General features: G+C 65.3%; 10 protein-coding genes. 6 read left to right on the top strand and 4 right to left on the bottom strand.

Features of this window, described 5'->3' with window-relative positions; genetic code table 11:
• Nucleotides 1–2 precede the first annotated feature (2 nt).
• On the bottom strand, nt 3–443 hold the full coding sequence (locus KQH53_18235; protein MCB2228621.1) for a hypothetical protein: 441 nt from the start codon (nt 441–443) through the stop codon (nt 3–5).
• A gap of 218 nt (nt 444–661) precedes the next feature.
• Here KQH53_18235 and KQH53_18240 point away from each other — a divergent pair, with 218 nt between their 5' ends.
• Nucleotides 662–1,042 (top strand): VOC family protein, encoded by a 381-nt coding sequence (locus tag KQH53_18240; GenBank protein ID MCB2228622.1) that lies wholly within the window; start codon nt 662–664, stop codon nt 1,040–1,042.
• Nucleotides 1,043–1,463: 421 nt separating this feature from the next.
• Here KQH53_18240 and ilvD read toward each other — a convergent pair whose 3' ends face one another.
• Nucleotides 1,464–3,143, bottom strand: coding sequence for a dihydroxy-acid dehydratase (ilvD, locus tag KQH53_18245; GenBank protein ID MCB2228623.1), 1,680 nt, complete (start codon nt 3,141–3,143; stop codon nt 1,464–1,466).
• A gap of 138 nt (nt 3,144–3,281) precedes the next feature.
• Between ilvD and KQH53_18250 the strand changes: the two genes are divergently transcribed.
• On the top strand, nt 3,282–3,716 hold the full coding sequence (locus KQH53_18250) for a phosphate-starvation-inducible PsiE family protein (GenBank protein ID MCB2228624.1): 435 nt from the start codon (nt 3,282–3,284) through the stop codon (nt 3,714–3,716).
• A gap of 127 nt (nt 3,717–3,843) precedes the next feature.
• Here the strand turns inward: KQH53_18250 and KQH53_18255 are convergent, their stop codons facing one another.
• Nucleotides 3,844–4,995: a hypothetical protein gene (locus KQH53_18255; GenBank protein ID MCB2228625.1), complete on the bottom strand. Its 1,152-nt coding sequence runs from the start codon at nt 4,993–4,995 to the stop codon at nt 3,844–3,846.
• Between the two features lie 207 nt (nt 4,996–5,202).
• Nucleotides 5,203–5,898 (bottom strand): response regulator transcription factor, encoded by a 696-nt coding sequence (locus KQH53_18260; protein ID MCB2228626.1) that lies wholly within the window; start codon nt 5,896–5,898, stop codon nt 5,203–5,205.
• Between the two features lie 603 nt (nt 5,899–6,501).
• On the opposite strand from KQH53_18260, the gene KQH53_18265 reads away from it, so the two are divergent.
• The 4 genes from KQH53_18265 to KQH53_18280 all read left to right on the top strand — a co-directional run bounded on the left by KQH53_18265 (nt 6,502) and on the right by KQH53_18280 (nt 13,762).
• Entirely contained in the window at nt 6,502–7,866 is a 1,365-nt protein-coding gene (locus KQH53_18265; protein ID MCB2228627.1) for a TrpB-like pyridoxal phosphate-dependent enzyme, read from the top strand.
• A gap of 261 nt (nt 7,867–8,127) precedes the next feature.
• Nucleotides 8,128–9,042 carry a sensor domain-containing diguanylate cyclase gene (locus tag KQH53_18270; GenBank protein MCB2228628.1) on the top strand — a complete coding sequence of 305 codons (915 nt, stop codon included), beginning with the start codon at nt 8,128–8,130 and terminating at the stop codon, nt 9,040–9,042.
• 328 nt (nt 9,043–9,370) lie between these two features.
• Nucleotides 9,371–9,706, top strand: a complete 336-nt coding sequence (locus KQH53_18275; GenBank protein ID MCB2228629.1) for a hypothetical protein — start codon at nt 9,371–9,373, stop codon at nt 9,704–9,706.
• Nucleotides 9,707–9,916: 210 nt separating this feature from the next.
• Nucleotides 9,917–13,762 (top strand): PAS domain S-box protein, encoded by a 3,846-nt coding sequence (locus KQH53_18280; GenBank protein MCB2228630.1) that lies wholly within the window; start codon nt 9,917–9,919, stop codon nt 13,760–13,762.
• The last annotated feature ends 7 nt before the right edge of the window (nt 13,763–13,769 follow it).

Raw genomic sequence — 13,769 nt, forward strand, 5'->3', positions numbered from 1 at the left:
CCCTACTTCTTGCAGCCGTGGTGATAGTAGTGGTCGCAGTCGTGGTTCTTGAGGATGCACTTGCACACCCAGGTGCGGCACTCGCTCACCGCCCCGCAGAAGCCGTGCTTGACCATACAGTCCTCGCAGGCGGTTTTCTTGAACTCGATGCAGGGCGGGACGCAGTGGCGAATCAGGTCCCAGGCCAGCTCGTAGCCGCATAGCTTGGGCAGCTCGTACAGGCATTTGAAGCTGAGACCATCGATGCCCAGTTCCCGGGCCTTTTGGCAGTTTTGCAGGCACTGATTCATGGCCTCGGGGCCGGTGAGCCCCTCTTGGGCCAGGAAGTCCTGGCACCCCTGCTTGCAGTCGGTTTGCTGGGCCCCGGCCCCGACCGGGACCAGAAGCAGCAGTGCGGCTACCAGCAGTGCGAACCATGGACGGGCGGAACGCGGACCAGGCATGGCCCTCCTCCTCGTAATAGGGTTGGCAGGGGCGGGAGGTGGCGGCCACCGTGGCCCGGACAGGCTGAACGGGCAAATCCCCTGACGACGGCCTATCTTAATACGCCGGCCGCGCGAGGTCAAAGGGCTCCTTTTTGCGGTGCCTCGCAGCCTGACACGGTTTATAGTAGGCCCCAACCCGCCGGAATCTCCCGGCCCCCATCCCGCGAGGAGACGCCATGAACCTGAGCCTGGACCACGTGCACATGCGCTGCCAAGACATGCAGGCCACCGAGGACTTCTACCTAAACATGTTCGGCGGCGAGGTGGTGGCCCGCCTCCAGGTGCGGGGCAACACCCTGGTGCGGGTCAAGGTGGGGGACATCTTCCTGGCCCTGTCGCCCAAGCGCGGCGACGAGCCCGAGCCCCAAGAGGCCGATCCCCGCTGGGGGGCCTATGAGCTGGGCTTCATCGTGGACGACGTGCAAAAGGTCTACGAGGAGCTCAGCGCCAAGGGGGTGGAGTTCATCATCCCGCCCATGGAGCCGCGCCCCGGCGTGCAGGCCGCTTTCCTCAAGGCCCCCGACGGCATGAAGATCGAGATACTGCACAGGGATTAGCGGCTAAAGAACGAGGGGGCTGCGCCACGCCTCCGCATACGGCGTTGCGGGCTTCGCTCCAATCTCGACGTATTGACCAATACGCCTCCGATTGTCGCTCGCCCGCGCCTTGTCTGCGAAGCAGTGGCTGTGCCTGGGTTGGGGGCGGCCTTTGCTGGCCGGAAAGCTTTACGAGTTAAGTTGTTCTCTGCTGGCCCCGATAGCTCTGCTATCGGGGCTGCCGCCCCTGGGGCGGCGGCAAGAAATCTTTGCACAGGCCCACGCGGCCCCTAAGATTTCTTGCCGCTGCGCTGCGCTGCGCGGCCCCGACAGACAAGCTGTCGGGGGCAACAAGATCATCTCTTAATAAACCTTCTGCTGCCCCCGATAGCTCTGCTATCGGGGCGCCGAAGGCGCAAGAAATCCTTGCGCCGCTTCTTGCCTAGTCTTCCTCGTAGCGGCTGGGTATGATCGCGCCCTGGGCGGCCGAGGCGGTGAGCCGGGAGTAGAGGGCCAGGTACCCGCTGGTGATGCGCGGCTTGGGCCGCTGCCAACCCTCGAGGCGCTCGGCGATCTCCGCCTCGCTCAGGTCCACGTCCACCCGCCGGTTGGCGATGTCCACGGTGATGCGGTCGCCGTCCCTGACCGCCGCCAGCGGCCCGCCCTCGGCGGCCTCGGGCGAGATGTGCCCCACGAAGCAGCCGTTGTTGGTGCCCGAAAAACGCCCGTCGGTGACCAGGGCGGTCTGCTTGGCCAGCCCCTGGCCGTAGAGCATCTTCATGGCCAGGGCCATCTCGGGCATCCCCGGCCCGCCCTTGGGCCCCTCGTAGCGGATCACCACCACGTCGCCCGGCTTGATCTTCTGGGCCAAGATGGCCTGGTTGGCGTCCTCCTCGCAGTTGAAGACACGGGCCGTGCCGGTGAACAGATGCATGGCCGGGTCGATGGCCGCCGGCTTGGTCACCGCCGAGTCCGGGGCCAGGTTGCCCCTGAGCACCGCCAGGCCGCCCTGGGCGGACCATGGGTCGTCCATGCTACGGATGATCTCGCTGCCGTTCTTCTTGGCGTTTTGCACGTTCTCGCGCACCGTCTTGCCGCTCACCGTGGGGTTGTCCGCGTTGAGTAGCGGCAGCAGCTCGCGCATCACCGCCGGCACCCCGCCCGCGGCGTGGAAGTCGGGCACGTTGGGCGGCGCGGAGGGATAGATCTTGGCCAGGTGCGGCGTGGTCTTGGAGAACTCCTCGAACACCTCGACGCCCATCTCCACCCCGGCCTCGTAGGCCACGGCCAGCATATGCAACACCATGTTGGTGGAGCCGCCCATGGCCAGGCCCAGGCGCACCGCGTTCTCCAGGCCCGCCCGGTTGATGATCTCGCGGGCGGTGGGGCCTTCGTCCACCATGGCCACGATGCGCCGCCCCGCCGCCTGGGCCGACGCCAGGCGGGCCGAGTACACCGCCGGGATGGTGGCGCTGCCCGGCAGGCTCATGCCCAGCCCCTCGGCCGCGCAGCACATGCTGTTGGCCGTGCCCAAAAAGCTGCACGAGCCGCAGGTGGGCATCACGCTGTTCTCCAGCTCGTCGAACTCCTCCTGGGTCATGCGCCCGGCGGTGAGCATGCCCACCCCCTCGGGCAGGGCGGTGATGTCCGCCGGGCGGCCGTCGAACTGGCAGCCGCCCAGGGAGGGCCCGCCGTTGACCAGAATAGTGGGCAGGTCCAGGCGCGCGGCGGCCATCAAAAGGCCGGGCACGATCTTGTCGCAGGAGCCCAAGAGCACCAGGGCGTCGAAGCGGTGGGCTTGGGCCACCACCTCCACCGAGTTGGCGATCACCTCGCGCGAGGGCAGGATGTAGCGGATGCCCATATGGCCGTTGCCCACCCCGTCGCAGCAGCCGATCACCCCGAACTCCATGGGGGTGCCTCCGGCCTGGAAGATGCCTTGCTTCACCGAGGCCGACACCTGGCCCAGGTTGAAGTGGCCGGGCACGATGTTGCTCTCGGTGTTGGCGATCCCGATGATGGGGCGCTCCAGGTCGTAGTCGCTGTGGCCCATGGACTTCATCAGAGCCCGGACCTTGGACCAGCGGGGACCGTTGAGGATATCTTTGGCGCGGCGCGGCATGGGTGTCTCCGGTGTTGGGGTTATGCCCTTGTATATGCCCCCGCCCCGTATCTTGTCCAGCGCCCCGGCGGGGTTTGACCCGGCCCGTGGGGGGATAATATTATGAAAGCGGCTCACGTACGCCGGGAGGGGGTAGCCATGAAAGGGATCACGCAGAGGCTGATCAGCCGGGTGGAGCGCTATACCATCGTCGCCCTGCTGCTGATGATGGTGGTGGTGATCCTGCTCTCCACCGCGGAGCTGGGCATCATGCTGGTCACTGACCTGATCAACCCGCCCTTCATGCTCTTCAAGATCAGCGAGCTTTTGGAGATCTTCGGCTTTTTCTTCATGATCCTCATCGGCCTGGAGCTGATCGAGACCATCCGCATGTATCTGGACGAGTCCAAGATTCACGTGGAGGTGGTGTTCCTGGTGGCTATGATCGCGGTGGCCCGCAAGGTGATCATCCTGGACGCCAAGACCCAGGAGCCCATGACCCTCATCGCCGTGGCCGCGGTGATCGTGGCCCTGTCGCTGGGCTACTACCTGGTCAAACGCTCGCACGGCAAGAAAGAAAAGAAAGAATCCTAGCCGCTCTCCGGCGGCCGGCTCCATCGCTATCGCCAGGCAAAAAGATGGGGGCCCGGCTTGGCGGCCGGGCCCCCGTGGGGTGATTTAGAAAAGGTCTAATGAACGCTTTTCTAAACTCTACGCACTCCTAGAAGACGAAACGGAACTGCACGCCGAGCAGCCACTCGTCGCCGATGCTGTTGCCCGTGGTCGGGCTGTCGCCGTGGCTGAAGTAGGAAAACTCGGGGTGGATGCCGAAGTTCTTGGTGAACTGGTAAGGCACGGCGATGAAGTAGCCCATGCGGACGTTCTCGTCCTTGGAGAAGCCGTTCTTGCCGGACCAGGCGTCGTTGGAGAAGTTCTCGTAGCCCACGCCACCGGTGATCATGATCTTGCCGATCTTGTACTCGCCGGCCAGGATACCACCGTAGATGGTGGTGTCGTCGATACCGCCGGTGGTGATGCCGTTGCGGTAAGGCTGGGTAAGGGCGACGGGGTAGAAGGGATACTCAGTCGCGAAGTTCACGCCGTAGTGGCCCTGGAACTTTAGGGTGAAGGCGCCGACAGTGTACTTGATCGGGAGCACGAAGGCCCAGGTGTTGTAGCTGTCGTCAAAGGCGCCGGTGTTGCCGGACTCATACTTGTGCTGCACGAAGTTGAAGCCGGGGTGAGTCATGAAGCCACCGTACTTGAGCATGAAGGTCAAGCTGGCGCGGGGGAACACGAAGGTGCTGTCGGTGCCGGCACCGAAGTAGTTGTTCTTCTGGCGCGGCTCTTCCAGCGCGAACTGGACGCCCCACTTGGCGGTGTTGTAGGTGAACTGCACCTGGGGTACACGGTGAGGCCACAGCAGACCCCAGCCGAACAGCAGCAGGTGGGCGTTTTCGTTCAGGCCCACATACTGACGGGGATGGTAGGCCAGGGAGCCGAACCAGTTGTCGGTCTGACCGGCCAGGATGCGGCAGTTGCCCACGCGCCAATAGGCGTAGGCGTAACGCAGGCTGACATCGGCAGTGGGCTGGAGGCTCCTCAGGCCCAGCTCGATACGGCCGCCCACGTTTTTGTCCACGCTGTAGAAGCGCCCCCGCAGGTAGCTGTGCCCGGGCATGTTCAGGAACCAGGTGCCCACGTCGGCGCCGCTGGTGGTGAGCTCGGAGCTCTTATTCCACCAACCGATGTCGGTCAGCATACGAGCGCCCATCTGGAAGGTGTAGGTCGAAGGCGACACGTCCGCCATCGCCGGCACCGACATGGCCAACAGGGCCATCATAGTGATGGCCACAATCAACAGTTTCTTCATCAGCCTTTCCTCCTTGCCAAAACATGGAAAAGCGGCCCGGCCCACTTGGACCGGAGCCATTCCCCGGATCCTAGCCAGATCAGGGGGACCAACTAGCCATCCAATGTTTACAATTAGTTACAAGGGCGGGGGAATGGTGCAAACGCACCATTTTCCGTGGCAAATATTGTTATTTTAGATGAGGGGATTTGTTCAGGCGAAGGCGGCCTAGTTGTTTTCGAAGGCGCGCCCGTCCAGCCGGACCACCCGGGCCTCGATGGCGAACTTCACGATGTCGGCCACGCTCTTGAGGTTGAGCTTGTCCATCAGGCTGGCCCGGTGGCGGTTCACCGTGTTGGGGCTGATGCAGAGCTGGTCGGCGATCTGGGTGTAGGTGAGGCCCTCGGCGATGAGCTGCATGACCTCGCGCTCGCGGGGAGTGAGGCTGGCGAACTCGCCGCGCTTGCCCCGGTTGGGCCGGCCCATCCAGCTGCCGAAGCGGCCCAGCACCTGGGCGGACAGGGCGGGGGGGAGGTAGGTCTTGCCCTCGGCGGCGGCCTTCACCGCCGCGACCAGGTCGCGGTAGCCGCAGCTTTTGTCCAACACCGCGGCCACCCCGGCCTCCAGGGCCAAAAAGACGCTGCTCTCGCGCAAGGCGTAGGTGGAAAACAGGATGACTCTGGGGGAGGATTTCTTGTCGGCCAGGCGGGCGGCCACCTCCAGACCGCCGAGCCCGGGCAGGTAATAATCGATCAGGGCCACGTCCGGGGCCGCTCCCTCGATCTGCTTGATCACCTCTTGCCCGCTGCTCAGCTCGGAGACCACCTGGACTCCCTGGCAGTCGCCTAGCATCCGGGCCATGCCCCGGCGCAGGATTATGTTGTCCGTGGCGATCAGGGCTTGGATGGCGTTGCCTGGTCTCATAATTATTAACTCGATGGAAATAATTACTTAATAGGGCAATGGCATCTCCGCTGTCCCCCCCAAAGTTGACTCATGCGCGTGGTGATACCGAGCTAGGCGATTGCTCTTGGTCAGACCAATCTACCGGCGATTGGGTTTCCCATTCTATGATGGCGGTTATGTTTTGTCCAGTGAACTTTCCCTCCAACCCGGGTCCTTTCGTGTGAATCCAGGGGGCGGGGCCGGGAAAGCGCCGTTGGCTGGCCCGGTTGCATCCACTTGTCCCCTAAGGTGCCGGTTTGGTTACAGGAGACCCGCCCGGAGGCGGGGGCCGGGGGCCGAAGATAGCACACCAGGGTGAACGGCCCGCTTCTTCACATTTTCCTTGACAATATCGGCGCGCCGCTGGTATACCGTATACAGTATCCAAAAGGAGTGCTGATGAGCAAGCAAAATCCTAGCCGTGAAAAGCATCTCTGGTGGCGCTGGCAGCCGCCCGGCCGGGGTCCGTCCGCGCTCTGAAGCAACTCAGCTAGCAGCCGCGCCGCGGGCCCCAGGGCCCGCGGCTGTTTTTAGGCCCTGTTTTCAGTTGAAACGATTCGTCAGGAGTACAAGGAGAGAGTCATGGAGCAGGTAAAGGTCTTACTCGACGAGCAGGAGATGCCCAAGCGCTGGTACAACGTGCAGGCCGACCTGCCCACCCCGCTGGCCCCGCCCTTCCATCCGGCCACCATGGAGATCGCCACCCCGGAGCAGATGAACGTCATCTTCCCCATGGCCCTGTTGGAGCAGGAGATGAGCCCGGCGCCCTTCTTCGACATCCCCGAAGAGGTGATGCAGGTCTTGGCCCTGTGGCGGCCCACTCCCCTGATGCGCGCCCGCAACCTGGAAAAGGCCCTGGACACCCCGGCCAAGATCTATTTCAAGAACGAGTCGGTCTCCCCGGCGGGCTCCCACAAGCCCAACACCGCGGTGCCCCAGGCCTACTACAACAAAAAAGAGGGCATCAAGCGCATCGCCACCGAGACCGGCGCCGGCCAGTGGGGCAGCGCCATGAGCCTGGCCTGCCAGATGTTCGGCCTGGACTGCCGGGTGTACATGGTTCGGGTCAGCTACAACCAGAAGCCCTACCGCAAGTCCATGATCAACACCTGGGGCGCCGAGATCTTCGCCAGCCCCAGCGACCAGACCGAGTCGGGCCGCGCGGCCCTGGCCCAAAACCCGGATCACCCCGGCTCCCTGGGCCTGGCCATCTCCGAGGCGGTGGAAGACGCGGTGAGCCACGACGACACCAACTACTCCCTGGGCTCGGTGCTCAACCACGTGTGCCTGCACCAGACGGTGATCGGCGAAGAGGCCATCAGGCAGATGAAAAAGATCGGCGAGAAGCCCGACGTGGTCATCGGCTGCATCGGCGGCGGCTCCAACTTCGCGGGCCTGGCCTTCCCCTACGTGCGCGAGAAGATCGGCGGCATGGACGTGCGCATCCTGGCGGTGGAGCCCGCCTCCTGCCCCACGGTGACCAAGGGCATCTATGCCTATGACTACGGCGACATGGCCCACCTGGCCCCCATCGTGATGATGCACACCCTGGGCCACACCTTCGTGCCCCCGGGTATCCACGCCGGCGGCCTGCGCTATCACGGCATGAGCCCCCTGGTCAGCCGCCTGAAGGAAGACGAGCTCATCGAGGCCATCGCGGTGCCTCAGCTGGAGTGCTTCGAGGCCGGGCTCATGTTCGCCCGCTCCGAGGGCATCATCCCGGCGCCCGAGTCCACCCACGCCATCCGGGCCGCGGTGATCGAGGCGCTCCAGGCCAAGGAAGAGGGCAAGGAAAAGACCATCCTGTTCAACCTCTCGGGCCACGGCCACTTCGACATGAGCGCCTACGACGCCTTCCTGGCCGGCCAGCTGAGCAACTACGAGTATCCCCAGAAGATGGTGGACGAGGCCCTGAGTAAGCTGCCTCACATAACCCTGCCCGCCTAAAACGTCACCCCGCCCCCGGCGCGCTTACAACCCGGCGCGCCGGAGGGCATGACCCATATCCCTATCCCTAGCGCCGCCCGGCCCCGGTTCTCCCACCGGGGCCGGGCTTTTCTTGGGGAAATCACGATATCTCCCCAGGCGAAACCGGTCATGCTATAATGCGCGGCGGTTTCAATCGGATATCCGAATAACCGGCGCAGGCCTGGCGGGGCGCAGCAGGGGAGAGGCATCGGCTTGTTGACCAATCCGCAGGGGAAACGAATGGTTACCACTAATGAGTTCGTGGAGAGGCTGATCAGCTCTTGTCCGGATGGCATCATCGGGGTCAACCGCGGAGGCACGGTGGTCATCTTCAACCAGGGCGCGGAAAAGCTGACCGGCCTGCCCGCCTCCCGAGTGCTGGGCAAGCTGTCCATCACCCAGGTCTACGAGCCGCCCGAGTTGGCCCGCAAGGTGAAAAAGGCCTTATACGGTAGCGAGTTCGGTGGGGTAGGCGTCTTGGACGGCATGGAGGTGGAGGTGTCTGGCGCGGGGGGCCGCAAGGTCCCCATCCGGCTTTCGGCCACCCTGCTCCTCGAAGACGGACAAGAGATCGGCTCGGTGGGTTTTTTCCACGACATGAGCGCCCGCAAGGAGCTGGAGACGGAGCTGCGCCGCCACTCCATCACCGACAGCCTCACCAGTCTGTACAATCGCCGCCACTTCCACGTCACCCTGGGCCTGGAGGTGGATCGCACCATCCGCTACGGCCGTCCCCTTACCCTGGCCTTTTTCGATCTGGACTCCTTCAAGCCCTTCAACGACACCTACGGCCATCAGGAGGGCGACCACATCCTGCGCCTGGTGGGGCAGGTCATGAAACAGGCGCTGCGCAACCTGGACCAGGCTTTTCGCCTGGGAGGCGACGAGTTCGCCTTCATCATGGTGGAGACCAACGTCGACCAGGGCCGGTTGGCCATGGAGCGCTTCACCCGCTCCTTCCGGGAGCAGTGGGCCGCCAAAATGGCCTACCTGGGCGATGAGCTGCCCCCGGTGACCATGAGCATCGGCCTGGCCCAGTTGGCCCCGGGCGAAAAGGGCGACCAGCTGGTGCGGCGGGCCGACGTGGCCATGTATGAGGCCAAGAAGGACGGCGGGGACCGGGTGGTCAAGGCGCGCATGGAGATAAAGGAATAGGGGCGGCCTGGGCCCGGCCGGGTAAGGCCCTCTTTATTTTCCCACGGTTCGTATGCTACTAATTTAATTAACAACCAAATACGGTCATCCGGCGGGCCGGGAACCGTCCTGCCCGCCGGGGACGCGGTATTCGCCTGTTGCCGTTCCCTGGGCTGATCGCGCGCCGCTTGCTGTCCGCCTTTCTTGTCCGCATCCTCCGTTGAACGACACCGCCCCCACCCGCCGCGGCGGGAGGCCCCGCCAGCCTCCCAAGCTTCCCAGTTTTACGCCCCCTTTGCGTCTCCGGGCCCGCCGCCGGCGGCCGCCAACCCGCCAAGGAGGTGCGATCATGCGGGACACCCAGGCCCAACCGGGCAAGAAGCTGAAGTTGCAGATTCACCAGGACGACGCCCCGGCCCTGCAAAGCCAGGGACAGGAGTTTTGGAGCGCCATCAAGGGGCGCACCATCAGCCCCGACGACCGGGTGGCCTTCCGGGGGATGCTCCTGGAGGTGAAGGGCACCAAGCCCAAGGGGGCCATCCAGGTGGGGGAGCGCACCGCCATCAAGATGGAGGTCGCTACCTCGCCGGTGACCCTGGCCTGCGCCGGCTGCGGCCACCAGCACCAGGCTCCCCAAGAGAGCTGCGCGTCCTGCGGCCAGGACCTGCCCCTGGTCTCCCTGTAGGGGAGAACCAAACTGTTGGGTAATTAGAATGGTTTAAATCGCCAGGTTAAAATAATGGCCGTTGTTTGCTTGCGGGCCTTGTGCCAAAATTAAGTAATATAAGTCCGATTTGGGCTTATGGCCGTGGTCCGCGCCTGGGACGCGCGCCGCCACGCGATGCCTGCTGCCCGCGCTAATCCATCGTCGCGCGGCCGAGAGGACCGTCCAGGCTTGTATTCGCGTTTCAAAATTTCATCCCGCCTGCGCTGGGGATTCGTCGTCCTGTTGACCCTGCTGTTCATCGTGGGCCTTTTGGGCCTGTACGCGGTGAACCGGGTCAGCCGCATCAACCGCTCCATGTACAAGCATCCCTTCACGGTCAGCAACGCCACCCAGCGCCTGGAAACCAACTCGGTGCGCATGCAGGTTTTCCTGGACCAGATGATGGCCGTGGAGAACCCGGTCTCCCAGCGGAATGTGGTCAACCGTCTGAATGCGGTGCACCGCAAGGTGGAGCAGGACCTGGCGCTCATCGCGGAGCGCTACCTGGGCCCGCGCAAGGACGTGGCCCAGGCCCGGGAGTTGTACGCCCGCTGGATGGGCCTGCACGACCGGGTGTCGCGCCTGGTGCTGGACGGCGAGAGCAGCCAGGCGCTGGAGCTTCTCCGGCTGAAAAACCGGCCCATGTCCAAGGCATGCCAGGCCGCCACCCAGGTGATCAGGCAATTCGCCTTCCAAAAGGCCGACTTTTACATAGACAAGTCTCAGGAGAGTCTGCGCCAGGCCAAATGGATGCTGGCCGCTGCGGTGGTGGTGGCGGTGCTCATGGCAGGGTTGCTGGCCTTTTGGCTGGGCCGCTCCATCACGCGCCCCCTGTCCCAGGTGGCCGCCCTGTCCGAGGCCATGGCCTCGGGCCGCCCGGCCGAGCCGGTCTCCTACCAGGCCGATGACGACCTGGGACGCCTGGCGGCCAACCTCAGGGCCATGCTCAGCGGCCTGGTGGGCGAGGCCACCTCGCTCAAGGACCACATCCCCGCGGTGCTGTGGATGGCCGACCTGAACCTGATGCTCACCTTTGTCAATCCCGCTGCCGCCCCCCTGGCCGAAGCCCTGGCCGGCCGCCCCCTGGACCAGATCCTGCTCCAGCTCACGGTGGAACAGGTGTTCGCCGACCAAGAGGGCCTGACCCCCCTGCTGGCCGCGGACGTGCTGGCGCGAGAAGTGGAACGCGCCGCGGAGGTGGACTTCACCCACAACGGCAAGTCCCTGCACCTGCAACAGGTGATCGCGCCGATGCACGACCTGGACGGCCGCCTCACCGGGGTGATGGGGGTTGGGCTGGACATCAGCGACCGCCGCCGCATGGAGCGGGCCCTGGCCGAGAGCGAGTCCCAGTTCCGCCGGGCCATCATGAGCGCCCCGCTGCCCATCATGCTCCACGCCGAGGGCGGCGAGGTGGTCCAGGTGAACCAGGCCTGGACCCGCCTTACCGGCTACAGCGCCGAGCAATTGGACACGCTGGAGCACTGGCTACGGCTGGCCTACGGCGAGGACTGGGCCAAGGTGGACCAGGTGGTCAGCGATTTGCACCATAACCTCACCGGACCCCAGCGCCAGGGAGAGTTCACCATCCGCACCGCCGACGGCCAGCAGGTCGTCTGGGACTTCTCCTCCGCCCCCTTGGGCAACCTGCCCGACGGCCGCCGCCTGGTCCTGTCCATGGCCACCGACGTGACCCGGCGCAAGCGCGACGAGGCCGCCATCCGCGAGGCCGAGGAGCGCTTCCGCACCCTGGTGCAAAACGTGCCCGGCGCGGTGTACCGCTGCTTCCACGACGCCGACTGGACCATGATCTACGTTTCCGAGAGCATAGAGGAGGTCACCGGCTACCCGGCCGAAGACTTCATCGGCAACCGGGTGCGCTCCTACGAATCGCTGATCGTCCCCGAGGACCAGGCCCGGGTGCGGGCCGAGGTGGAGGCGGCCCTGGAAGCGGGGCGCCCCTTTACCCTCGAGTACCGGGTGAATCATGCCGGGGGCGGGCAGCGCTGGATCTTCGAAAAGGGCTCCGAGGTGCGCGGCGAGCAGGGTGCGTTTTTTTGCCTGGACGGGGTGCTCATCGACATCACCGAGCAGAAGCGGGCCGAGCAGGCCCGGCTGCGCTCCGAGGCGCTCTACGCCGCCATGTTCGACCGGGCGGGGGACGCCATCCTGCTCATGGCCGCCGACGGCGAGGAGGCGGGCACCATCCTCGCGGCCAACCAGGCGGCCGCCGTCCTGCATGGCTACGAGGTCTCCGAGCTGATCGGCATGAAGGTCAGCGACCTGGTGGTGGAGCACAAGCCGGGCCGCATGGAGCGCATCCTGTCCGGCGAGTGGGTGCTCGACGAGGTGGAGCACCGCCGCAAGGACGGCAGCACCTTCCCCCTGGAGATCAGCGCCGGGATCGTGGCCCTGGAGGGCGAGCGCTTCATCCTGGCCATGGACCGCGACATAAGCGGGCGCAAGCAGGCCGAGAAGGAGCGCCGCGAGCGCGAGGTGCGCTTCCGGGAGCTGTTCAACAACATGAGCTCCGGGGTGGCCATCTACCGCGTGTCTCCCGACGGGCGCGAGTTCTTCTTCCAGGACATCAACCCCGCCGGCCTGCGCATGGCCGGGCACGCGCTGGAGCAGGTCATCGGGGCCGAGGTGCGTGAGGTCTTCCCCAGGATCAACGACCTGGGCCTGTTGCAGGTGTTTCAGCGGGTGTGGGCCAGCGGCCGGCCGGAGCACCACCCCGCCACGCTCTACGAGGACGAGAACCTTTCGCTGTGGGTGGAAAACTACGTGTGCAAGCTGCCCAGCGGCGAGGTGGTGGCCATTTACGACGACCTGACCCAGATAAGAAAAGAGGAGCAGGAGCGGGCGCGCCTGGAGGGCCAGCTCTTGCAGTCCCAAAAGCTGGAGGCCCTGGGCACCCTGGCCGGGGGCATCGCCCACGACTTCAACAACATTCTGGCCGCTATCATGGGCTACACCGAACTGGCCAGGAGCGAGGTGTCTCCGCGCAGCCGGGCCCTGCCGGACCTGGACCAGGTGCTCGCGGCCAGCGAACGGGCCCGGGTGCTGGTGCGCCAGATACTGTCCTTCGCGCGGCGCAGCCAGGAGCCGCGCTCGCCCATGGGCCTCACCCCGGTGATCCAGGAGACCTTCCGGCTGCTCCGGGCCACGGTGCCCGCCACGGTGGAGATGGTGCTCCACGAGCCCCTGGCCAAGGAGCAGGTGGACGCCGATCCCACCCAGATGCACCAGCTCATCATGAACCTGTGCACCAACGCGGCCCAGGCCATGGAAGACGAGGGCGGGCAGCTGGAGCTGTCCCTGGACCGGGTGGAGCTGGACCGGGAAAGCGCGGCGGGCTACGCGGATCTGGAGGCGGGGTCATATTTGCGCCTGTGCGTGAACGACGACGGCCCGGGCATCCCCCCCGAGATCAAGGGCCGCATCTTCGAGCCCTTCTTCACCACCAAGGAGCCCCACCAGGGCACCGGCATGGGCCTGGCCGTGGTGCACGGCATCGTGGCCGCCCACGGCGGGGCGGTGACGGTGTACAGCGAGCTCGGCCAGGGCACCACCTTCCACGTGTATCTGCCGGTGTACGGCGGGGTGGAACAGGAGAAGGTGCCGGAGGCCCTGCCCATGGAGTTGGGCGGCGACGAACGGATTCTGTTCGTGGACGACGAGCCGGCCCTGGCCGATCTGGGGGCCCGGGTGCTGGGCCATATCGGCTACCGGGTGGAGTCCTTCACCTCGCCCAAGGCGGCCTGGGAGGCCTTTGCCGCCACGCCGGAGGGATTCGACCTGGTAGTGAGCGACTACACCATGCCCAAGATGACCGGCCAGGACCTGGCCGGCAAGATCGCCAACCTGAGCCCCGGCACCCCGGTGATCATCTGCAGCGGCTTCAACCGCCGGATCGACGACCAGTGGCTGGAGCGCCTGGGGGTGAGCGCGGTGCTGAACAAGCCCCTGGTGGTCCGCGAGCTGGCCGAGGCGGTGCGCCGGGCCCTGGACAACAAGCCTAAACCAGCGGAATAAGCCCCAC

The organism is Desulfarculaceae bacterium (assembly GCA_020444545.1).
Classification (GTDB): domain Bacteria; phylum Desulfobacterota; class Desulfarculia; order Desulfarculales; family Desulfarculaceae; genus Desulfoferula.

Coding starts and splice junctions, on each gene's coding strand:
- KQH53_18265 (MCB2228627.1), top strand. CDS start 6,502: ATGGAGCAGGTAAAGGTCTTACTCGACGAGCAGGAGATGCCCAAGCGC.
- ilvD (MCB2228623.1), bottom strand. CDS start 3,143: ATGCCGCGCCGCGCCAAAGATATCCTCAACGGTCCCCGCTGGTCCAAG.
- KQH53_18275 (MCB2228629.1), top strand. CDS start 9,371: ATGCGGGACACCCAGGCCCAACCGGGCAAGAAGCTGAAGTTGCAGATT.
- KQH53_18250 (MCB2228624.1), top strand. CDS start 3,282: ATGAAAGGGATCACGCAGAGGCTGATCAGCCGGGTGGAGCGCTATACC.
- KQH53_18255 (MCB2228625.1), bottom strand. CDS start 4,995: ATGAAGAAACTGTTGATTGTGGCCATCACTATGATGGCCCTGTTGGCC.
- KQH53_18260 (MCB2228626.1), bottom strand. CDS start 5,898: ATGAGACCAGGCAACGCCATCCAAGCCCTGATCGCCACGGACAACATA.
- KQH53_18270 (MCB2228628.1), top strand. CDS start 8,128: ATGGTTACCACTAATGAGTTCGTGGAGAGGCTGATCAGCTCTTGTCCG.
- KQH53_18235 (MCB2228621.1), bottom strand. CDS start 443: ATGCCTGGTCCGCGTTCCGCCCGTCCATGGTTCGCACTGCTGGTAGCC.
- KQH53_18240 (MCB2228622.1), top strand. CDS start 662: ATGAACCTGAGCCTGGACCACGTGCACATGCGCTGCCAAGACATGCAG.